19 protein-coding genes and 2 tRNA genes are annotated in these 20,674 nt (G+C 72.5%); 18 read left to right on the plus strand and 3 right to left on the minus strand.

The window, feature by feature from the left end:
* The first annotated feature begins 140 nt into the window (after positions 1–140).
* From ACFYVJ_RS25450 to obgE, 4 genes are all read left to right on the plus strand, one after another.
* Complete coding sequence (locus tag ACFYVJ_RS25450) at positions 141–1,490, plus strand: phospholipase D-like domain-containing protein (RefSeq protein WP_388895684.1); 1,350 nt, start codon at positions 141–143, stop codon at positions 1,488–1,490.
* A gap of 193 nt (positions 1,491–1,683) precedes the next feature.
* Complete coding sequence (rplU, locus tag ACFYVJ_RS25455) at positions 1,684–2,007, plus strand: 50S ribosomal protein L21 (RefSeq protein ID WP_101424543.1); 324 nt, start codon at positions 1,684–1,686, stop codon at positions 2,005–2,007.
* A 13-nt stretch (positions 2,008–2,020) separates the two neighbouring features.
* Positions 2,021–2,281, plus strand: a complete 261-nt coding sequence (gene rpmA, locus ACFYVJ_RS25460; protein ID WP_388895688.1) for a 50S ribosomal protein L27 — start codon at positions 2,021–2,023, stop codon at positions 2,279–2,281.
* A gap of 218 nt (positions 2,282–2,499) precedes the next feature.
* Positions 2,500–3,945, plus strand: a complete 1,446-nt coding sequence (obgE, locus tag ACFYVJ_RS25465; RefSeq protein ID WP_388895691.1) for a GTPase ObgE — start codon at positions 2,500–2,502, stop codon at positions 3,943–3,945.
* Between the two features lie 183 nt (positions 3,946–4,128).
* On the opposite strand, the gene ACFYVJ_RS25470 is transcribed toward obgE, so the two are convergent.
* Positions 4,129–6,237, minus strand: coding sequence for a hypothetical protein (locus tag ACFYVJ_RS25470; RefSeq protein WP_388895694.1), 2,109 nt, complete (start codon positions 6,235–6,237; stop codon positions 4,129–4,131).
* A 345-nt stretch (positions 6,238–6,582) separates the two neighbouring features.
* Here ACFYVJ_RS25470 and proB point away from each other — a divergent pair, with 345 nt between their 5' ends.
* The 5 genes from proB (at position 6,583) to ACFYVJ_RS25495 (ending at position 11,909) form a co-directional block, all read left to right on the plus strand.
* Positions 6,583–7,704: a glutamate 5-kinase gene (gene proB, locus ACFYVJ_RS25475; protein ID WP_388895697.1), complete on the plus strand. Its 1,122-nt coding sequence runs from the start codon at positions 6,583–6,585 to the stop codon at positions 7,702–7,704.
* Positions 7,705–7,974: 270 nt separating this feature from the next.
* On the plus strand, positions 7,975–8,460 hold the full coding sequence (locus ACFYVJ_RS25480) for a hypothetical protein (protein ID WP_388895699.1): 486 nt from the start codon (positions 7,975–7,977) through the stop codon (positions 8,458–8,460).
* Positions 8,461–8,668: 208 nt separating this feature from the next.
* Positions 8,669–9,946 (plus strand): glutamate-5-semialdehyde dehydrogenase, encoded by a 1,278-nt coding sequence (locus ACFYVJ_RS25485; protein ID WP_388895702.1) that lies wholly within the window; start codon positions 8,669–8,671, stop codon positions 9,944–9,946.
* A gap of 196 nt (positions 9,947–10,142) precedes the next feature.
* On the plus strand, positions 10,143–10,637 hold the full coding sequence (locus ACFYVJ_RS25490) for a hypothetical protein (RefSeq protein ID WP_388895705.1): 495 nt from the start codon (positions 10,143–10,145) through the stop codon (positions 10,635–10,637).
* Positions 10,638–10,826: 189 nt separating this feature from the next.
* The gene (locus tag ACFYVJ_RS25495; protein WP_388895708.1) at positions 10,827–11,909 is read left to right on the plus strand and encodes a hypothetical protein; all 1,083 of its coding nucleotides are present in this window, start codon (positions 10,827–10,829) and stop codon (positions 11,907–11,909) included.
* Between the two features lie 156 nt (positions 11,910–12,065).
* Here the strand turns inward: ACFYVJ_RS25495 and ACFYVJ_RS25500 are convergent, their stop codons facing one another.
* On the minus strand, positions 12,066–13,142 hold the full coding sequence (locus ACFYVJ_RS25500; protein ID WP_388895711.1) for a M48 family metallopeptidase: 1,077 nt from the start codon (positions 13,140–13,142) through the stop codon (positions 12,066–12,068).
* A gap of 240 nt (positions 13,143–13,382) precedes the next feature.
* Here ACFYVJ_RS25500 and ACFYVJ_RS25505 point away from each other — a divergent pair, with 240 nt between their 5' ends.
* The 6 genes from ACFYVJ_RS25505 to ACFYVJ_RS25530 all read left to right on the plus strand — a co-directional run bounded on the left by ACFYVJ_RS25505 (position 13,383) and on the right by ACFYVJ_RS25530 (position 17,280).
* Entirely contained in the window at positions 13,383–13,565 is a 183-nt protein-coding gene (locus ACFYVJ_RS25505; RefSeq protein WP_388895773.1) for a hypothetical protein, read from the plus strand.
* A 5-nt stretch (positions 13,566–13,570) separates the two neighbouring features.
* The gene (gene nadD, locus ACFYVJ_RS25510; protein WP_199850524.1) at positions 13,571–14,161 is read left to right on the plus strand and encodes a nicotinate-nucleotide adenylyltransferase; all 591 of its coding nucleotides are present in this window, start codon (positions 13,571–13,573) and stop codon (positions 14,159–14,161) included.
* Positions 14,162–14,258: 97 nt separating this feature from the next.
* A complete protein-coding gene (locus ACFYVJ_RS25515; protein WP_388895714.1) occupies positions 14,259–15,950 on the plus strand; it encodes a LytR C-terminal domain-containing protein in 1,692 nt (563 codons plus the stop codon).
* A gap of 100 nt (positions 15,951–16,050) precedes the next feature.
* Positions 16,051–16,482, plus strand: a complete 432-nt coding sequence (gene rsfS / locus ACFYVJ_RS25520; protein WP_388895717.1) for a ribosome silencing factor — start codon at positions 16,051–16,053, stop codon at positions 16,480–16,482.
* The gene (locus tag ACFYVJ_RS25525) at positions 16,475–17,110 is read left to right on the plus strand and encodes a histidine phosphatase family protein (RefSeq protein WP_388895720.1); all 636 of its coding nucleotides are present in this window, start codon (positions 16,475–16,477) and stop codon (positions 17,108–17,110) included. The genes rsfS and ACFYVJ_RS25525 overlap by 8 nt, the downstream gene beginning before the upstream one ends.
* A gap of 97 nt (positions 17,111–17,207) precedes the next feature.
* Positions 17,208–17,280 (plus strand) — tRNA-Ala (locus ACFYVJ_RS25530).
* A 134-nt stretch (positions 17,281–17,414) separates the two neighbouring features.
* Here the strand turns inward: ACFYVJ_RS25530 and ACFYVJ_RS25535 are convergent.
* The gene (locus tag ACFYVJ_RS25535) at positions 17,415–18,368 is read right to left on the minus strand and encodes a helix-turn-helix transcriptional regulator (RefSeq protein WP_388895776.1); all 954 of its coding nucleotides are present in this window, start codon (positions 18,366–18,368) and stop codon (positions 17,415–17,417) included.
* A gap of 107 nt (positions 18,369–18,475) precedes the next feature.
* Here ACFYVJ_RS25535 and ACFYVJ_RS25540 point away from each other — a divergent pair, with 107 nt between their 5' ends.
* From ACFYVJ_RS25540 to ACFYVJ_RS25550, 3 genes are all read left to right on the plus strand, one after another.
* On the plus strand, positions 18,476–19,969 hold the full coding sequence (locus tag ACFYVJ_RS25540) for an MFS transporter (RefSeq protein ID WP_388895723.1): 1,494 nt from the start codon (positions 18,476–18,478) through the stop codon (positions 19,967–19,969).
* Positions 19,970–20,215: 246 nt separating this feature from the next.
* Positions 20,216–20,449, plus strand: coding sequence for a hypothetical protein (locus tag ACFYVJ_RS25545; protein ID WP_026276023.1), 234 nt, complete (start codon positions 20,216–20,218; stop codon positions 20,447–20,449).
* Between the two features lie 40 nt (positions 20,450–20,489).
* Positions 20,490–20,562, plus strand: a tRNA-Ala gene (locus tag ACFYVJ_RS25550).
* Positions 20,563–20,674: the final 112 nt, after the last annotated feature.

A 20,674-nucleotide genomic window follows, 5' to 3' on the forward strand; every position in this document is an offset into this window, starting at 1 on the left:
TTCTGTCCTCTTTGTCCGCTCGCTTGACATCGCACCCGGTGCCGGTTTTGGATACACCGCACTCGAACGCGCGGGCGCCCCCACCGCACGGCAGTCGAGGCAGCAGCCGGCAGCCGTGCACCCCAGGGGGTCGTTCCTTCATGTCCGTGTTCAAGCCCACCGGACGCCACCGTGCCGTCTCGCCGCGCAAGGGCGCGCGCCAGGCCGTCGCGCTGGCCACCGTCCTGTCCGCGGCCGGCGCGCACGCCGTGAGCAGCGCGGGCAGCGCGGCGGCGGAGCCGCGGGTGTGGATCGAGGGGCCGATCTTCAACGACCCGCTGGGCACCGTGGACGAGCAGCACGCGATCCGCACCCGGCTGATCGAGCTGACCGACGCGGCGGTCCCCGGCTCGGTGATCAAGGTGGCGGTCTACCACATCTGGGAGCAGCCGGTCGTGGACGCGCTCGTACGCGCCCGCGCGCGCGGCGTGAACGTGCAGGTGCTGCTGGACGAGTCGAGCCGAAGCGACCGGCCGGACAACACCATGTACGCGAGCCTGAAGGCGGCGCTCGGCACCAGCACGACGGCGGGGTCGTTCGTCAAGCTCTGCCCGGTCGACAAGTCCTGCCTCGGCGACCCGAAGTTCGGGGCGTCGATCATGCACAACAAGTTCTGGCTCTTCTCGGAGGTCGAGGGCGCGCGGAACGTGGTCGTCCAGACGACCTCCAACTCCACCCCTTCCGCGCACACGAAGTTCTTCAACGACGCGCTGCTGCTGCCGGACAACCCGGCGATGTACGGGGCGTACTCGGAGTACTTCCGCGACATGGTCGGCGCCCAGTGGTCGACCTGGCGCTACCGCGCGGTGACCGCCAACAACGGCCTCTACAAGGCGTACTTCTTCCCCCGGGCCGGCACCACCAACAGCACGGACACCATCCACGCCGTCCTCGACAACGTGCGCTGCACGTACAAGGACTCCGCGGGAGTGACCCAGCGCACCCTGGTCCGGGTCGCGATCTTCAAGATCACCCGCAAGGCGATCGCCGACAAGCTCGTCGCGCTGAAGAAGGCGGGCTGCGGCGTCAGCCTCGTCTACGCCGAGTCCGACAGCGCGAAGAGCCAGGGCGGCACCCCCGGCACCTGGGAGGTGCTGCACGCCTCCGGCGGGCCCTCGCTGCGCTGCTACAACGACGACCGCGACCCGCAGAACCCGGGCCAGAAGCTGACCACGCCGTACATCGTGCACAACAAGTACGTGCTGATCGACGGCATGTACGCCGGCTCCCGGGACAAGCTGGTCTTCACCGGCTCGCAGAACTTCACGGGACCCGCGCTGCGCGAGAACGACGAGGCCGTCGTCAAGATCGACAGCGACCCGGTGCACGACACGTACCTCGGCCACTACACCTCGGTGCGGGACGTGGCGTGGCCCGGGACGGCGGACAAGACGAACCTGTGCCAGGGTGTGAAGCCGCTGCCCCAGGACGGCGAGCGTGCCCTCCGTTAGACCGGTTTGACCAGGCGGTCAAGGGGCCCGTAATCTGGACCGTCGGCGTGTCTGCATGACACGCCAGGCTCCTGAGCAACTCCCTCCCGCGGTCTCCTCGTGAGCGGCGGAAGAGGCCGCTCATCCCATGCGTCCCAGCCGGGCGGCTGGCATCAGGGGTCTCCGTCGCGACTGAGGAAGAGAGCTGAAGCGCGTGTACGCGATCGTGCGCACCGGCGGCCGCCAGCAGAAGGTTTCTGTGGGCGACGTCATCGAGGTAGACCGGTTGGCCAGCAAGAGCGTCGGCGACAGCGTCGAGCTCTCCACCCTGCTCGTCGTCGACGGCGAGACCGTGACCAGCGACCCGTGGGTCCTGGACGGGGTGAAGGTCCAGGCCGAGGTGGTGGACCACCACAAGGGCGACAAGATCGACATCCTGAAGTACAAGAACAAGACCGGTTACCGCAAGCGGATCGGTCACCGCCAGTTGCACACCGCGCTGAAGATCACCCAGATCCCCGCGCCGGCCGCGAAGTAAGGACTGAGGAGAGATGGCACACAAGAAGGGCGCATCGTCCACTCGGAACGGTCGCGACTCCAACGCCCAGCGGCTCGGCGTCAAGCGCTTCGGCGGTCAGGTCGTCGGCGCCGGCGAGATCATCATCCGGCAGCGCGGCACCAAGTTCCACCCGGGCACGGGTGTGGGCCGCGGCGGCGACGACACGCTGTTCGCGCTGATCCCCGGCTCGGTCCAGTTCGGCACCAGCCGCGGCCGCAAGGTCGTGAACATCGTCCCGGCCGCCGCCGAGTAAGCACCGGCTCCGGACACCACACACCTGATCCGAGGGCGGTCCGCCGCTCCGCACGTGCCACGGACGACGTGCGGGGAAGCCGGGCCGCCCTCGGCGCGTTCCCATGACGTCGTACGGCACGAGCGTCCCGCACGGCACGACCGTCTGATAGGGCGCGAGCGTTCCGTACGACACCGAACGACCCCCGATCGCACCTCAACGCCGGGAGGCACACCCTCATGACCACCTTCGTGGACCGCGTCACCCTGCACGTGGCCGCGGGCAACGGGGGACACGGCTGCGCCTCCGTACACCGCGAGAAGTTCCGGCCGCTCGGCGGCCCCGACGGCGGCAACGGCGGTCACGGCGGTGACGTCATCCTCACCGTCGACCAGAACGTCACCACCCTGATCGACTACCACCACACCCCCCACCGCAAGGCCACCAACGGCAAGCCGGGCGAGGGCGGCGACCGCGCGGGCGCCAACGGCAAGGACCTCGTCCTGCCGGTGCCGGACGGCACGGTCGTCCTCACCAAGGACGGCGAGGTGCTCGCGGACCTCGTCGGGCACGGCACGACCTTCGTCGCCGCCCAGGGCGGCCGCGGCGGCCTCGGCAACGCGGCGCTCGCCTCCCAGCGCCGCAAGGCCCCCGGCTTCGCGCTGCTCGGCGAGCCGGGCACCGCGCGCGACGTGGTGCTGGAGCTGAAGACCGTCGCCGACGTCGCGCTCGTCGGCTACCCGAGCGCGGGCAAGTCGTCCCTGATCAGCGTGCTGTCCGCGGCCAAGCCCAAGATCGCCGACTATCCCTTCACCACCCTGGTGCCCAACCTCGGCGTCGTCACCGCCGGCGCCGTGACGTACACGATCGCCGACGTCCCCGGGCTGATCCCGGGCGCCAGCGAGGGCCGCGGGCTGGGCCTGGAGTTCCTGCGGCACGTCGAGCGCTGCTCGGTGCTCGTGCACGTGCTGGACACCGCGACCCTGGAGTCCGACCGCGACCCGGTCAGCGACCTCGACGTCATCGAGGAGGAGCTGCGCGCGTACGGCGGTCTTGACGACCGGCCGCGCGTGGTGGTCCTCAACAAGATCGACATCCCGGACGGCCACGACCTCGCCGAGATGGTCCGGCCGGACCTCGAAGCGCGCGGCTTCACGGTCTACGAGGTCTCGGCGGTCGCCCGTACGGGCCTGAAGGAGCTGTCGTACGGGCTCGCCGGGATCGTCGGCGAGGCGCGCGCGGCGCGGCCGAAGCAGGAGTCCACGCGCATCGTCATCCGCCCGCAGGCCGTCGACGAGGCGGGCTTCTCCGTCGCCCGGGAGGGCGGCGACGCGGACGGGGCGCTGTTCCGTATCACCGGCGAGAAGCCGGAGCGCTGGGTGCGCCAGACCGACTTCGGCAACGACGAGGCCGTCGGCTACCTCGGCGACCGGCTCAACCGGCTCGGCGTCGAGGAGCAGCTCCGCAAGGCCGGGGCGAAGCCCGGCGACGACGTCGTGATCGGCACCGGCGAGGACGCCGTCGTCTTCGACTGGGAGCCGGCCATGGCCTCGGGCGCGGAGATGCTGGGGCGCCGCGGCGAGGACCACCGCTTCGACGCACCGCGGCCGGCCGCGCAGCGCCGCCGGGAGCGGGACGCGGAGCGGGCGGATGAGGAGTACGAGGACTTCGACCCCTTCGCCTGACCCGGCCCCCGGCCCGGACCGGGACCCGGCCCTGGACGAACGACGGCGGCGGCCCGCGGGATGTGCTCCCGCGGGCCGCCGCCGTTCACGGCACCGGATCCGGATCTGCGTCCGGTTCGACGGCCGCCTCCGCGATCGCGTCGGCGTCCTCGTCCGTCACCGGGTCCGTGTCGGGGACGCGGCCTAGACGCCCGCCGGCTCCTCCGGCTCCAGCTCCATTTCCTCCGCCGCGTCCCGTCGTTGAGAAGGGATATCGGACTCCCCTCGCGCGTCGACGCGCGCCGCGCGCGCGTCCGCCCTGGCACACAGCGCCACCGCGGCGGCGTTGAAGCGCACCAGCGACGGCGGTTCCGACGGTCCGAGCAGGTGCTCCTTCAGCTCCGCGCGGGCCCGTACCAGCGTGTCGTGCTCCGGGTCGCGGACGGCCTTGAGCATGGCGGGGATCTGCTTCGCCTTCGGGCCGAGGATGGTGCCGGCCCGTACGGTCGGGAACTCCGCCTTGAACTCCGCCTCCGTCAGCCCGCTGGTGTTGGCGACCGCGTACGGCTTCTCGCTGGTCAGGTAGTCGGAGATGACGCTGGAGACATCGCTGACCAGCACGTCCGCGACGTTGAAGCAGGCGTAGATGCCGGGCCGGGAGTCGGTGATGATCTGGTGCTCCCAGGCGGGCAGCGAGGCCCAGTACGCCTCCTCCCAGGCGGCGGTCGCGGCCTGCACGGCCTCGGCCCGGCCGGCCTCGGGGGAGGACTGCATCAGCATCCGCTCGACCTCGTCGGCACCGGCCCGGAAGGACGTCGTGGCCAGTCCGTCCAGCTCCGCCTGCACCCGGGCCAGCTCGGCGGCGGCCCCGGGGCCCGGCCGCTCGGCGCCCCGGCCGCCCTCGGCCTGGCCGGCGGCGGCCTCGGCGACCATGGCGGCGTTCGCCTCGGCGATCATCGCCTGGATCCGCTTGTTGGCCTCGCCCGCGCGCGGGTCGACCGAGCCGGTCAGCGGGTGCGGCTTGTACAGCAGCCGCACCCCGGGGTCGGCGAGCAGCTCGCGCACGATGTTCTCGCCGGCCAGCACGACCGAGGTGTTGCCGGGGTTGCCGTCCCAGCCCTCCCAGGTGGGGGCGTACAGCACCGTGGTCAGCCCGCCGGCGGGCGGCGGGCCCGGGTACGGGCGGATCGGCGCGAGCTGCGGGCGGCCGACCTCCACCACGTCGCGGTCGTCGACGCCGATGTCGGCGAGCTGGTAGCGGTCGCGGGCCGCGGGGCCCGCCACCCACACCTCGTCGTACGCCTTGGCGTACGGGTTGCAGCTCGACAGCTTGTCGCTCTCGCCGTGGTTGGTGAAGGCGTGCTTGATGGTGGGGATGCGCAGCACCTGCGAGGTCTTCCCGGAGTTCGCCGGGTGCAGCAGCATCTTCAGCGTCGAGTGCTCCAGCAGCATCAGGTCGGCGACCTTGGGCAGGCAGACGATCGGGACGTCGGTGGCGGTGATCTTCTGCACCATGAAGCGCTCGCGGAGCACGATCAGCGGCCTGCCGTCGAGGGCGGCCAGCGTGGAGACCCACATGTTGGCCTGGTACGCGGAGGTGGCGCCGCCGGAGAAGTAGAGGCCCACCGTCGGCTGGTACTCCTGCAGCCAGCCGGCGAACCACTCGCGTACCCGCTGGTCGTCGGCGGTGCGCTTGGCGGGCAGCAGCCAGGTCGCCAGATACAGGGCGCCGCCCACGCTCAGCCCCAGCGAGATGCCGAGGCCCAGCACGCCCCACAAGGCGTCCGCGGTGGCGGCGGTGGTCAGCAGCCCGACCGTGACCGGCACGGAGAGGTACAGCAGGCGGTGGCTGGAGCGGCGGGCGAGGATCCGCGGCGGCGCGGGCGCGAGGCCCAGGGCGGAGACGTCGACGTTCCGGGTGACGACCGGCACGGTGCGGTCCCGGCGCACCATGATCGTGACGCCCTGGATGAGGAAGTGCACGAGGTACGACGACAGCAGCATCACCGTCAGCGCGGACTGCTCCCGCAGCGGCTCGATGCCGTCGATCTGCAGCAGGCCGAAGAGGATGAGCATGTCGCGCAGCAACTGGCGGACCATGACGTCGAAGCGGACCCTGCTGAGCAGGGACAGCAGCCCGGGCTGCCGGTGCTGCAGGTAGAGGTCGAGGGCGAGGCCGCCCGCGGCCGCGGCGACGAGCAGGGGCACGTTGGGCTTGAGCGCGCCGACGAGTTGCGCGCAATACGCTGCTAGCAGCGTGGTCAGCGCCATGAGCTGCACGGCGCGGCGGGGGGCGATACCGGCGAAAGGCACGGGTGCTGACTCCTGGCAGGGAGGTCGTGAGGACGGTCCCGGGACCGCCTGGTTCCGGGGGTGGTAGGGAGTTGACCCCAGACCGTATGACGGTCACGGGGCAGGAGACAATTCTCCACCCGGCATGGGCCGCCAATCGGGCTCAAATGCGTGTAACGGTCCCAGTCGGCCATTTCGTTTCTCATATCAGTACAAGAATTCGGGTCCTGCGTGCCTCCGGGTGTCCCGGAGTGTGTCCGGGCGGGTGTCCGTACCGTGGGACGGCGCCGCGGGGCGCCCGGGCGGTGGCGTAGATTCGCAGTTCCGTACGTAAGGGACGCGGGCCGGAAAGCGCAGGGGTAACAGGTGGCAGGGGCGAGTCGGGAAGCCGCGGCGAGTGCCCGCAGGATCGTCGTGAAGGTGGGGTCGTCCTCGCTGACCACCGCGGCCGGCGGGCTGGACGCGGACCGGGTCGACGCCCTGGTGGACGCGCTCGCCAAGCACGGCGGCCGGGAGATCGTGCTGGTCAGCTCCGGCGCCATCGCCGCCGGTCTGGCGCCGCTCGGGCTCGGCAAGCGCCCCCGCGACCTGGCCAGGCAGCAGGCGGCGGCCAGCGTCGGGCAGGGGCTGCTGATGGCCCGCTACACCGCCTCGTACGCCCGCTACGCCAGGCGCGTCGGGCAGGTGTTGCTCACCACCGACGACATGAGCCGCCGCACCCACTACCGCAACGCGCAGCGCACCCTGGAGCAACTGCTCGCCATGGGCGCCGTGCCCGTCGTCAACGAGAACGACACCGTGGCCACCGAGGAGATCCGCTTCGGCGACAACGACCGGCTCGCCGCCCTCGTCGCCCATCTGGCCCGCGCCGACCTGCTGGTGCTCCTCTCCGACGTCGACGGCCTCTACGACGGCCCGCCGAGCGCCCCCGGCGCCACCCGTATCGCCGAGGTGCGCCACCGCGCCGAGCTGGCCGGGGTCCGGCTGGGGGCCGCCGGGCGGGCCGGGGTGGGCACGGGCGGCATGGTGACCAAGGTGGAGGCCGCCAGGATCGCCACCGGCGAGGGCGTGCCCGTGGTGCTGACGTCCGCCGTGTACGCGGACGCGGCGCTGGCCGGGCAGCCCACCGGCACGTACTTCCACCCCACCGGGCGGCGCGCCCGCGGCCGGCTGCTGTGGCTCGCGCACGCCTCCACCCCGCTGGGGGCTCTGGTGCTGGACGACGGCGCGGTACGGGCCGTGACCGAGCGGCGCACGTCGCTGCTGCCGGCGGGGATCAAGGAGGTGGAGGGCAGGTTCACCGCGGGCGACCCGGTGGAGCTGCGGGACACCTCGGGCCGGGCGGTCGCGCGCGGGCTCGTCGCCTTCGACGCCGAGGAGCTGCCGCGGCTGCTCGGGCGCTCCACCCGCGAGCTGGCCAAGGAGCTGGGCCCGGCGTACGAGCGCGAGGTCGTGCACCGGGACGACCTCGTGGTGCTCGACAAGTGAGGTGCGAGCGGTACGGTGCGGCAGGCGCGGGCGACAACTGAGGTGCCACAAGTGGCGGGCGGCAACTGACGGTTGACCGGAGCACGGTACGTGCCGTGCGGCGGGTGCTGTACCCCGCGTGAGACCGGCGCGCGGCGCGCGAAAAATCCGGTGTCCCGGCAGAGACCTTGGGCAAAAGCACCACGGGCGGGCGCGTCGGCTGGTCAACTTTGTTGTATGGGGCTGCCGCGGCGCGCAGCCCGTTGCAGACTCGTATTCAGGAGGCCGCCCGTGACACAAGGGCGTCCAGGGGCGCTGCCCCGGGGAACGGCACAGCGGACGCTGACCAGCGTCCAGGGGACCGGAGGTGGGCATGCGGGAAGCGCGGAGGAGCCGGCGACCGCGGCGGACGCCGGCGGTCCCGCCGCCGACGGCGCCCACCGGCTGTGGCACGTCACGCTGAGCGTCGCAGGGCCCGAGGCCCCGCTGAAGGAGATCAGGCGCGGTCTTGAACGGCTGGCGCACGACCATCCCTTCCTGCTGACCAGCCGCTATGCCAACGACCACGCCGAGATCCGCTACTGGGAAGAGGCCCGCGACCTGCACGACGCGGCGGCCGTGGCGCTGCGGCTCTGGGGGGAGCACCGGGCGTCGGCGCAGTTGCCGCCGTGGGAGATCGTGGGCCTGGAGGTGATCGCGCGGGAGACGTACCACCAGCGCATCGCCGACGGGTACGGGCCGGCGCCCGCGGTGCCGGTGGGGGTGCATCCGTTCTGAGCCGCGGCGGGGGATCCGCCGCGGCACGGGCCGTTGGCGGCCGTACAGGGGCGTACGCCCCGGCGCGCGCGGCGGCGTCCGCGCCCCGGGGCGGCTACCGGCGCACGCGCACGAGGTGAAGCGCGGGAGCACGCACCCGCCGGTGCCGCGTCTCGCGGAGTGATACGGCCAGTCCACGATGTCGGCACCGCCGACTACCCTGCTCGGCATGAGCAGCGAAACCCAGTCCCCGGTCCGCCAGGCCGCCCAGCGGGCGCGTACCGCGGCGGCGATGATCGCCCCGCTGCCCCGCGCGGCCAAGGACGCCGCCCTGCTGGCCGTCGCCGACGCGCTGGAGGCGCGCGCCGCGGAGGTCGTCGCGGCCAACGCGGAGGACGTCGCCCGGGCGCGGGCCGACGGCGTCTCCGAGGCGATCGTGGACCGGCTGACGCTGACCGAGGAGCGCGTGGCCGCTGTCGCCTCCGACGTCCGTGACGTCGCCAAGCTGCCGGACCCCGTCGGCGAGGTGGTCCGCGGCTCCACGCTGCCGAACGGCCTGGAGCTGCGCCAGGTGCGGGTGCCGCTGGGCGTCGCCGGCATCATCTACGAGGGCCGGCCCAACGTCACCGTGGACGCCGCCGCGCTCTGCCTGAAGTCGGGCAACGCGGTGCTGCTGCGCGGCTCCTCCTCCGCGTACGCCTCGAACACCGCCCTCGTCGCCGTCCTGCGCGACGCGGTGGCCTCGGCCGGGCTGCCGCCGGACGCGGTGCAGTTGGTGCCCGGGCAGGGCCGCGAGTCCGTGCACGAGCTGATGCGCGCCCGCGGGCTGGTCGACGTGCTGATCCCGCGCGGCGGCGCCGGCCTCATCCGCACCGTCGTCGAGGAGTCCACGGTCCCGGTGATCGAGACCGGCACGGGCAACTGCCACGTGTACGTGGACGAGCACGCCGACCTCGACCTCGCCGAGAAGATCCTCGTCAACTCCAAGGCGCAGCGCCCCAGCGTGTGCAATGCCGCCGAGACCGTCCTCGTCCACCAGGCCGTGGCCGACGCCTTCCTGCCCCGCGCCCTGCGGGCGCTGGAGGCCGCGGGCGTCACCGTGCACGGCGACGACGCCTGGGTGAAGGCGGGCGCCGCGGCCGGCGTGGAGGTGCAGCTCGCCGACGACGAGGACTGGGCCACGGAGTACCTGTCGTACGACATCGCCGCGGGCGTGGTCCGCTCCCTGGACGACGCGGTGGCGCACATCCGCCGCTGGTCCTCCGGGCACACCGAGGCCGTCGTCACCCGCGACACCGGCGCGGCCCGCCGCTTCACCGCACTGGTGGACTCCGCCGCGGTCATGGTGAACGCCTCCACCCGGTTCACCGACGGCGCGGAGTTCGGCTTCGGCGCGGAGATCGGCATCTCCACCCAGAAGCTGCACGCCCGCGGGCCGATGGGGCTGCCGGAGCTGACCTCGACGAAGTACGTCGTGACGGGCGACGGCCAGCTCAAGGGCCGGTAGCCGGGCGCCCCGCCGCCGAACGGCCCAGCGGGGCTCCGGGAGTCCGCGCGGCGGTCTCCGGGCCGGGAGCAGGCCGTACAGGCGCCTTCCCAGGCCCGTCGCGGCCGCCGTACGGGTCCTCCGGGGTGGCCGGGACTCCGCGTCCGTATCCCGCGCTGCCTGGCGCATCCCGACTGTCCCGGTTTACGCTGGTCGGGTGCCGGACGATGTGGGGGGCAGGCCACCGTACGCCGACGGTGACGAGCCCGACAGCCACCACCACGGAGGCGCGGACGAAGAGTTCGCCGCCGTGGTCCTCGACGAGGACTTCGTCCGTTCGGCCCATTTCCACGAGCCGAGCGCCGTCGAGCGCATGGTCGGCGCCGCGGAGGCGCGGGCCCAGGCGGAGGCCGTCCTCGAGGAAGCGGCGAGCGACGACCGGATATACGACGGCTGGGACGACCCGGACGCCCCCGACCCGTACGGCCCCTACGGCGGCGCGCTGCGCCCGTACCGCGGCCACGGGCACTGGCAGCGGCCCGTCGCCCTGCTGCTCGCCCTCCTCCTCGGCGTCGGCATAGTCGCGCTGTCCTTCGCCGCCGTGTACCGTTCCGGCCCCGACGGCCGCGACGACGCCCCGCCCCCCGGCGGCTCCAGCCCTTCGGCCACGACCGGCGCGGACGCCCTCGAACCGTCGCTGACACCGCGCTGACCCCCTGCTGAGCCCCCTGCGCGACTCCGCGCGAGCGCCGCCGGCGATCTGCCGCAACCGCTTCCGCCCGATTGATCCTCACCCTCCCCCTACGTCCTGCGGCCGTGGGCGGTACCCCCACCGGCGCAGCGGCAAGTTGGCGTTGACGCGCCGGTTTACGGGGGGCGCCGCGGACCTACTCTTCTGTATATGGCCGGGCACGAAGGCCCGCCCGACGGGACACCCGAACGCGCCCCCGGAGGCGGAGACGACGAGTACCGCTCCATCGTGTTCGATGAGGCGTTCGTCAATGCTGCCCGCCTGGAGGAGTACTCCGCCCGCGAGCGCGCCGGCGACCATGCCCCCGCCGTCCGCAGCCGCCGCCCCCAGCGGCCCGGCGCCTCCCGGCAGGCCCTGGTGCTCGTCCTGCTCATCGCGCTCGCCTTCGGCACCGCCATCTACATGGGCGTACGCATGCCCTACCGGCAGCCCGGCGCTCCCGCCGCGGCGCCGCTGCGCAGCACCGTCGTCCCGCTGACGCCCGACGGCCCGGTGCCCGGCGGCGGGCCCGAGGAGCTGATCGCCGGCAGCCCCGCCGCGGACTTCGGCACCGGCGGCGACGGCATCGACCTGCCGGACCCGGTCGCGACCCGGAACTTCACCGAGGAGCAGGTCGTCCAGGCGCTCACCGCCAGCAAGGACTACCTCGTCACCTCCGCGGTCGACGCCCGCACCCTCACCGGCGGCAACGTCCGCGACGTACGCATCCAGCTCGACCCGCAGCAGCACGGCCAGTTCGACCAGAGCCTCGCCCGCCCCGCCGACGACGGCAGGCACGCCGCGACCGGCTGGATGGTGCGCTTCGACCCCGAGCACGTGCGGCTGGCCGACCGGAGCGTACGGGTCGACGGCGCGGTGACGTTCGCGGAGGTCAGCGACCAGGAGCTGGAGGTCAGCGCGGACCACGTCTTCGTCTACGTGCTGCGCCCCGCGAAGGCGTCCGCGGGGACGCCGAAGGCGGACGCGTCGCTGTTCACCGTGCGCCGCCAGGTGCGCATCCGTTTCGACCACGACGACCTGCGCGACCGGCAACTGGAGCTGGCCGAGACCGCGCTGACCGCCGGGCCGCTGGCGTGCACCGCGGACGCCTCGGCGTATCTGCGGCCGCTGCTGGCCGGCGAGCGGGACCCGCGGAAGACGCCGCACGGGACCAACCCGTTCGCGACGCCGGGTCAGTTGAGCGGGTCGCTGTGCGGAGTGCTGGACACCGGGCAGGCGGCGAAGGTGTCGTAGCCCCTGTCCGACGCGCGGGGGTAGGCGGGCCGGAGGCCCGGAGCGTGCGCCCGTACGACGGCGCCACACGCCCTGCGAACGACGCCGCCGCCCCCGGGACGAGGGGGCGGCGGCGGCTTGCGTACGGTGCGCTCGCTGAGCGGAGGGGGACGGTGCTCAGTTGGGCGAGGCGTCCGCGGGGCCGGAGCCGTCCGACGGGGCGGAGCCGCCGGAGCCGCGGTTGTTGAAGCGGTCCCGCAGCTTGCCGCCTATGTCGGCGGTGCCGCCCGCGATGTCGTTGACGAGCCGCAGCAGCGGGTCCTTGCTGTTCTTCACCGTGTCCGCGTAGCTGCTGGCGGACTCGCGGAAGGACTCGCGCGCGGAGGCGTCCTTGTCCTCGTCGCGCCGCGGGTAGTGGCCGTCCATGATCCGCTGGTAGTCGCGGCTCTCCGACCACTTCTTCAGCTCGGCGGCGCGGATGGTGGTGAAGGGGTGGCTGCGCGGCAGCACGTTGAGGATCTTCAGGACGGAGTCGCGGACGTCGCCGCCCCGGTCGTACTCCTCGGCCTGCTGAAGGAACGCGTCGACGTTCATCTGGTGCAGGTGGTTGCCGCCGGCGAGCTTCATCAGCCCGCGCATCGACGCCTCCAGGTCCTGCCCGACGAGCAGCCCGGCGCGGTCCGCGGACAGCTCCGACTTGCGGAACCACTCCAGCAGCGCGGCGATGATGGCCCGTATCGCCAGGGCGCCCAGCGGGATCCAGGCGAGCGCGAGGGCGAGGTTGGTGAGGAAGAGCATGATCGTGCGGTACACCGAGTGGCCGGACAGCGCGTGGCCCACCTCGTGCCCGACGACGGCCCGCATCTCCTCCTCGTCGAGCAGCTCGACGAGGCCGGTGGTGACGACGATGATCGGCTCGTCCATGCCGATGCACATCGCATTGGGCTGGGGGTCCTGCTTGACGTACATCTGCGGGACCTTCTCGAGGTCCAGGATGTAACAGGCGTCGCGCAGCATGTCGTGCAGGTGCTGGAACTGCTGGTCGCTGACCCGCACCGAGTCGGAGAGGAACAGCAGCCGCAGCGAGCGCTCCGGCAGCATGCCGCTGATCGCCTTGAAGACCTTGTCGAAGCCGGTGAGCTTGCGCAGCGAGACCAGCGCGGAGCGGTCGGCCGGGTGCTCGTACGCCCGGGACGAGATGCCCGGGAACCTCCTGCGTTCTCGGCTCGGCACGTTCTTGTTGAGTTCAGGCATGTCTGTCCGTCCCCTCCCCGTACGTCTGACCCCCAAGGCTAGTGCGACAACGGGCCGGCGCGGCCGGGAGTTCCGTAGCAGGTTCGTCACGGCACCCGTACCGCCCGGTGACCTCGGCGTCCGCGGCGGCGTACGCGGCCGGCGTCCCCCGATGGCGGAGCCGACGTGGGAGCGGGCCGCGTACCCGCTTACGATGTCGTGGCACGCCCACCCGACGACACCGGATTGGCCACCGTGACCATGAGCGCTCTGACCGCCGCCCACGACCTCGCCGTGACCCTCGCCTCCGCATCCGAGAGCGGTGGGGGCGGCGAGCACGAGAGCAACGGCTCCAGCCTGAACCCGTACTTCGTGGGCGGGTCCACGCTGTTCATCCTGCTTCTCCTGCTCTTCATCACCACCCGCTTCAACCGGGACCGCTGAGGGCGGTGAGACGCAGACTGGGCGTGATGGGCGGGACGTTCGATCCCATCCACCACGGTCACCTGGTGGCGGCGAGCGAGGTCGCCGCCCGCTTCCACCTCGACGAGGTGATCTTCGTGCCCACGGGCGAGCCGTGGCAGAAGAGCGACAAGGCGGTCTCGCCGCGCGAGGACCGCTATCTGATGACCGTGATCGCCACGGCGTCGAACCCGCAGTTCTCGGTCAGCCGCATCGACATCGACCGCGAAGGGCCGACGTTCACGATCGACACCCTCCGGGAGCTGCACGGGCTCGAACCGGAGGCGGAGCTGTTCTTCATCACCGGCGCGGACGCGCTCTCCCAGATCTTCACCTGGCGGGGTGCCGAGGAACTGTTCTCGCTGGCCCACTTCATCGGGGTGACCAGGCCGGGTCACCGGTTGCACGACCCCGGGCTGCCCGAAGGCAGGGTGTCGTTGGTCGAGGTTCCCGCGCTCGCCATCTCGTCCACGGATTGCCGGGAACGGGTGGCTCGCGAGGAACCTGTCTGGTATTTGGTCCCTGACGGCGTTGTGCGCTACATCAACAAGCGAAGGCTTTACCGCGACGGCGATTGACGCGCAGGATCTACGGAGCGGCGGGGGCCGCACCGGGAGCGAAGGGTAAGCACGGGGGGACCATGGGCGGGGATTGCCCATTATGGAAGGGGCACCAGTGAACGACGGATACCGCGGCCCGCAGGGCCACGACCCGTACCAGGACCCCTACGCCCGCGGCTACGACCCGTACGGACAGCAGGGCTACGACTACGACCGTCAGGGCGCCCCCCAGGACCCCGGCGCCCAGGGCTACCGGGACCCCTCCTCCGGCTACGGGTACGACTACGACCCGTACGCCCAGCAGCCGCCGCCCCCGCCCCAGCAGGGCGCCGCCTACCCGCCCCAGACCCCCCGGGCGCAGCAGCAGCACTACGCCCCGCAGGCCCCGCCCCCGGCCGTCGGGTACGACTACGACTACGACCCCTACGGCCCCGCCGCCCACTCCGGCGAGCAGCCCGTGACGCCCGTACCGCCCGACGGCGAGTGGGGGCGCATCCCGCAGCAGCGGCCGCCCGGCGAGGAGCCCCCCGGCCGGGGCCGGCCCCCGCACGAGCCGCCCGACTACGCCACCGAGCAGTTCTCCTTCGTCGAGGACGAGACCGAGTCCTCCGAAGACGTCATCGACTGGCTGAAGTTCACCGAGAGCCGCACCGAGCGCCGCGAGGAGGCCAAGCGGCGCGGCCGCAACCGCCGCGTCGCGCTGCTGCTGGTCATGGTCCTCGCCCTGCTCGGCGGCACCGGCTATCTGTGGGCCACCGACCGCCTCCCCTTCGTCGGCGGCGACTCCGCCCCCGCGGAGGCGGCGGAGGAGAAGCGCGACACCCTGGTGGTGCACCTGCACGACACCGACGGCGGCGGCAGCTCCACCGCGCTGCTCGTGAACAACGCCACCACCGGCAAGGGCACCACCGTGCTGCTGCCCAACGACCTCGCCGTCTCGGGCGACGACGGCACCGCCACCACCCTCGGCCAGGCCGTCGACGAGCAGGGCGCGGGCGCCACCCGGGACGCGATCGACGGGCTCCTCGGCTCGCAGATCAAGGGGAGCTGGCGGCTGGACACCCCGTATCTGGAGATCCTCGTGGAGGGCGTCGGCGGCATCGTCCTGGACGCCGACGCGACCGTGCCCGGCGCGAAGAAGGGCGACGACCCGCTGGTCGAGAAGGGCCAGAAGCGCAGGCTCAACGGCGAGCAGGCCATCGCCTACGCGACGTACCAGACGGACGACGAGCCGCAGACGGCGCAGTTGCGGCGCTTCGGGCAGGTCATGCAGTCCGTGCTGAAGAACCTGCCGAGCGACACCGCGGCCGCCAAGAGCCTGGTGAAGTCCATGGGCATGGTCCTGGACCCGTCCCTGTCCGAGGCCGAGCTGGCCGCGTCCCTGGCGTCGCTGTCGGAGCTGGCCAAGGAGGGCGCGTACGCGACCGAGACGCTGGAGGTCGGCGGCGACGGGCGGCCGAGCGACCAGGCCACGCGGAAGGTCGTCGAGGACGTCCTGGGCGGCACGGTCAAGAACCCCGGCGGGGCCACGGCGGCGCGGGTCAGCGTGCAGAACGGCGCGGGCAGCGCGAAGCCGGCGGAGACGGCGAAGGTCGCGCTGGTGAACGGCGGCTTCACGTTCGTCGACGGCGGCCAGGCGGCCGAGCCGGAGGCGGCCTCCGAGGTGCGCTACGCGGACGCGGCGGCGAAGGAGCAGGCCGTCCAGGTCGCGAAGACGCTGGGGCTGCCGGAGAAGGCGGTGGCCAAGGGCAAGACGCCGGCGAACGCCGACGTGGTGGTCGTCCTCGGCCAGGACTACGAGGGGTGACCGTGCCGGGAGCCGCGGGGCTGTCGTACGGGCGTGAGATCCTGGAATACGTATCCGCAGCGATACCCCGAGTTCCCGACAGAAGTGGACAGCCCTGCCCGTGACCGCAACGGACCACTCCATCGACCTGGTCAGCACCGCGGCCCAGGCCGCCGCCGACAAGCTCGCGCACGACATCGTCGCGTACGACGTCAGCGACGTCCTCGCCATCACCGACGCCTTTCTGCTCGCCTCGGCGCCCAACGACCGCCAGGTCAAGGCGATCGTGGACGGCGTCGAGGAGGCGCTGCTGAAGGAGCGCGGCGCCAAGCCGGTGCGGCGCGAGGGTGAGCGCGACGGCCGCTGGGTCCTGCTGGACTACTCGGACATCGTGATCCACGTGCAGCACTCCGAGGAGCGGGTGTTCTACGCCCTGGAGCGGCTGTGGAAGGACTGCCCCGAGCTGGACCTGCCGCCGGACGCGGTGGCCACCCGCGGCCGCGCCGCGGAGCACGCGGAGGCCCACGGCGACGGAGCCCGGCGGGATGCGTGACCGCCGGATCGTCCTGTGGCGGCACGGTCAGACGGCCTGGAACCTGGAGCGGCGCTTCCAGGGCCAGACCGACATCGAGCTGACCGAGCAGGGCGTGCTGCAGGCGCGGCGCGCCGCCCGGCTGCTGGCGGCGCTCCGGCCGGACGCGATGATCTGCTCCGACCTGCTGCGCACCCGCGGCACGGCCGCGGAGCTGGCGTCGCTGACCAGCCTTGACGTCACGTACGACAGCGCGCTGCGGGAGACGTACGCGGGCGTCTGGCAGGGACTGACGCACGAGGAGATCATCGCGCGGCACGGCGAGCAGTACGCGGCCTGGAAGCGCGGCGAGCCGGTGCGGCGCGGCGGCGGGGAGCTGGAGACCGAGGTCGCGGACCGGGCGGCGCCGGTGGTGCTGGCGCACGCGGACAAGCTCTCGGACGCCGGCACGCTGGTCGTGGTCAGCCACGGCGGCACGATCCGGACGACGATCGGACGGCTGCTGGGCATCGAGCCGCGGAACTGGGAGGCGCTGGGCGGGCTGTCGAACTGCAGTTGGTCGGTGCTCGGGGAGTCGGTGCGCGGCTGGCGGCTGCTGGAGCACAACGCGGGCAGCCTGCCGGAACCGGTGCTGGGCGACGACACGTAGGCCCCGGGCGGCCACTGGTAACCGATTTTTGTTTCCGGGCCCCTTCCGGCTAAGCTCTGTCTCGTTCGCCCCCGCAGTTCCGGGCGGGCGACTGCAAGGGGCTATAGCTCAGTTGGTAGAGCGCTTGCATGGCATGCAAGAGGTCAGGAGTTCGATTCTCCTTAGCTCCACAAAGCCGACCGGCGACGTGTGCCCGCGGAAAACGCGGACCATGTCGCCTTTGTCGCTTCTGCGCGGACTTCGTCCGCGCCTGGCGGGGGCTTCGCCACCCGCACCCCCTCACTCGGGCAGCCCGGCACTCTGTTCACCCTGCCCCCGTCCCGCTGGGGCGGGATTCGTCGTTTTCCGGCACCTGCAGCGCCGCCTGGCGGGCGCGCTCCTCGGACAGGGGCCGGGCGTGGGCCCGGCAGCCGATCAGGGGGTCGGCCAGCGTCCGCAGGCAGTCGAGCAGCTTGCGGCTCCCCTCGTCCGCCGGGGTGTAGACGACGATCCTGGTCTCCGGCATGCCCGTGATCGTCAGGGACGTCGACACGCAGCGCAGCTCGCCGACCGAGGCGTGCTGCACGACCTTGATGCGCGAGCCCGGCGGCGCCACGTCTCCCTTGCGCCACATCTCCGCGAAGTCCTCGCTGGTCTCCGCCAGGGTGCGGATCAGCCGCTCCCAGGACGGCTCGCCGACGTGCCGCCCGTACGCCCCGCGGAACGTGGCCACGAGGATCGGCAGCTCCTCGTCCCTGTTGACCATCGCGCAGCAGCAGGCGCGGGCGGAGAAGAGCTGCCACAGCACGTTCCGGCCCTGCTCGCCGGCGCCGGCGACGGCGGGGAACATCCGCTCGTACAGCCCGTTGGCGGCGAGCACGTCATAGCGGGAGTTGTAGACCGCCGCGGGCAGGTCCATGGCCGCCAGGATCCCCAGCACCTCGGGGCCGACGGACTGGGCGGCGGCGGCAGGCTCGGGCGCGTACGGCACCTCGGCCAGGTGGTACAGGTGCTCGCGCTCCATCGCGTCCAGGCGCAGGGTGCGCGCCACCGCGTCGAGCACCTGGGGGCTGGCGTTGATGCGCCGGCCCTGCTCCAGCCACGTGTACCAGGTGACGCCGACGCCGGAGAGCTGCGCGACCTCCTCGCGGCGCAGCCCCGGGGTGCGGCGCCGCGGCCCCGGCGGCATGCCCACGTCCGCGGGGGTGATGCGCGCCCGGCGGCTGCGCAGGAAGGCCGCCAGCTCCGGCCTGCGGCGGCCGGCCGCCATCGTCGTCATGCTCATCTCCCCAGGGTCAGGGCATTCCGCCCGCCGTGCCAGGTGCTGTCAGTACCAGCATCAGCAGGCTCTCATTACCAGTACGGCGCAGGGGAGATGCTCGCGGTATGCCTGACACCACCACGACGTCCCCCGCCGGGGGCAGCGCGCCCGGCGCCGCCGCCGTCTCCAGTAAAGCGCGCGGCACCGACAACGCTCCCGGCACACGTACCGGCTGGCTCCTCGGCATCGTCCTCGCCGGGCAGTTCATGGCGCTGCTCGACGTCTTCATCGTCAACGTCGCCGCCCCCACCATGCGCACCGACCTGGGCACCTCGGGCGCCGAGCTGCAACTGATCATCGCCGGGTACGTCATCTCGTACTCCGTGCTGCTGATCACCGGCGCCCGGCTGGGCGCCATGCTCGGCCACCGCCGCATGTACCTCGGCGGGCTCGTGCTCTTCACCGCCGCCTCCCTCGCCTGCGGGCTGGCCGCCACCTCGGGGCAGCTCATCGCGTTCCGGCTGGTGCAGGGCGCGGGCGCGGCGGCGATGATCCCGCAGGTGCTCAGCCTGATCCAGCGCAACTTCACCGGCACCGAGCGGGTCCGTGCCCTCGGCGTCTACGCGGCCGTCCTGGCCACCGGCGCGGCCGCCGGGCAGATCGCGGGCGGCCTGCTGGTCAGCGCCGACATCTTCGGCTGGAGCTGGCGGCCGGTGTTCCTGGTGAACGTGGTGGTGGGCGTGCCGCTGCTGGTGCTCGGCGCCCGGCTGCTGCCGCGTGACGAGCCGCGCTCCGCGGCGGGCGGCGCCCCGTACGGCGGCGTCCTCGACCGCGGCGGGCTGGTGCTGCTGGCGGCCGCGGTGACCCTGTTCACCGTGCCGCTGGTGCTCGGGCAGGAGCTGGACTGGCCCGTCTGGGGCTGGCTCATGCTGGGCGGCAGCGTCGCGGCGGTGGCGGCCTTCGCGGTGTACGAGTCGAGCCTGGCCCGGCGCGGGGGCGTGCCGCTGTTCCCGCCACGCGTGGTGCGTGCGCCCGGGATGCCCGTGGCCGTCGTGCGCGCCGGGCTTGCGATGGTGCTCAACGGCGCGTTCATGTTCGTCATGGCGCTGCACCTGCAGTCCGAGCTGGGCTTCGGCCCGCTGCGCGCCGGGCTGACCTTCGTGCCGACCGCCGTCGCCTTCGGGGTCGCCGGGCTGACCTGGCAGCGGCTGCCGGAGCGGCTGCGCCCCGCGGTGGTGCCGGCGGGCTTCGTGACGCTCACGGTGTCGTTCCTGGCGGTGGGTCTGGCGATGCGCGGCGGCGGCGAGGGCGGCCCCGGCTTCTACGCCGGGCTGACCGGCGTCGGCCTCGGCCTCGCGCTGGCCTTCAGCCCCAATCTGACGGCCGCGCTCGCGCTCGTACGTACCGAGGACGCACCGCACGCCAGCGGCCTGCTGACGACCACCGCACAGCTCGGCGGGCTCATCGGCGTGGCGACGATCGGCACCCTGTATCTGGAGCGCGTGGGGGCGCTCACGGCGCGCAGTTCCGCGGACGCGGTATGGGACGCGCTCCTCGCGCTGGCCGCTGTGGGGGTGCTCGGGCTGCTTGCGGGGGTTCGGTACCGGTATCGGCGCTGACCACCTCGGCCGCGCGTGGCAGAATCACAGCATCCTCACAGGGCGGAAGCCGAAGGGAGGGGCTGCGAGATGCCTTCGTGCGCCACCGGGAGGCAGCCGGCGGCCGAGACCCACCGGCCGGGAGCGATCCGCGCCTCCGCCCTGCACTGTCCAGCCTGCGGTTCCTCGCACGTCGCGCAGGTGCTCGGTGACAACGGCGGAGTGTCCTATGTGTGCACGGCCTGCGGCCATAGCTGGAGCTGAGTGATGGGAGCACACAGCAGGAAGTGCGACTGGTGCGGAAACGGCACCCCCATCGTGCGCGACATGGAGCCGCTCAACCCCGACTACCAGTACTGGTGCGAGGAGTGCGCGCGGGCGCTGATCATAAAGGGCGATCCCATCGAGACGTACCGCGAGCTGGAGGGCGAGCCGATCTACGGCCGGCTGCTCGACGAGCACTGCACGCTCAAGCGCTTCTACTCGTTCGCGACGGCCTGATCTGCCACCGCCGCCGGTGGGGTAGGGTGAAGCCCGCCCAGGGGCTATAGCTCAGTTGGTAGAGCACTTGCATGGCATGCAAGGGGTCAGGAGTTCGAATCTCCTTAGCTCCACTCGGCTCCCCTTCCGGCTGCGATATCCTGAGCGCATGCGTGCCCGACGCCTTCTGCTTAGCGGGCCGCGCTGACGGCAGGAAACACTCAGCGCGGCGTCCCCTCCTGTGCG

Origin of the sequence: Streptomyces sp. NPDC004134, assembly GCF_042874195.1 — a bacterium.
Lineage (GTDB): Bacteria > Actinomycetota > Actinomycetes > Streptomycetales > Streptomycetaceae > Streptomyces.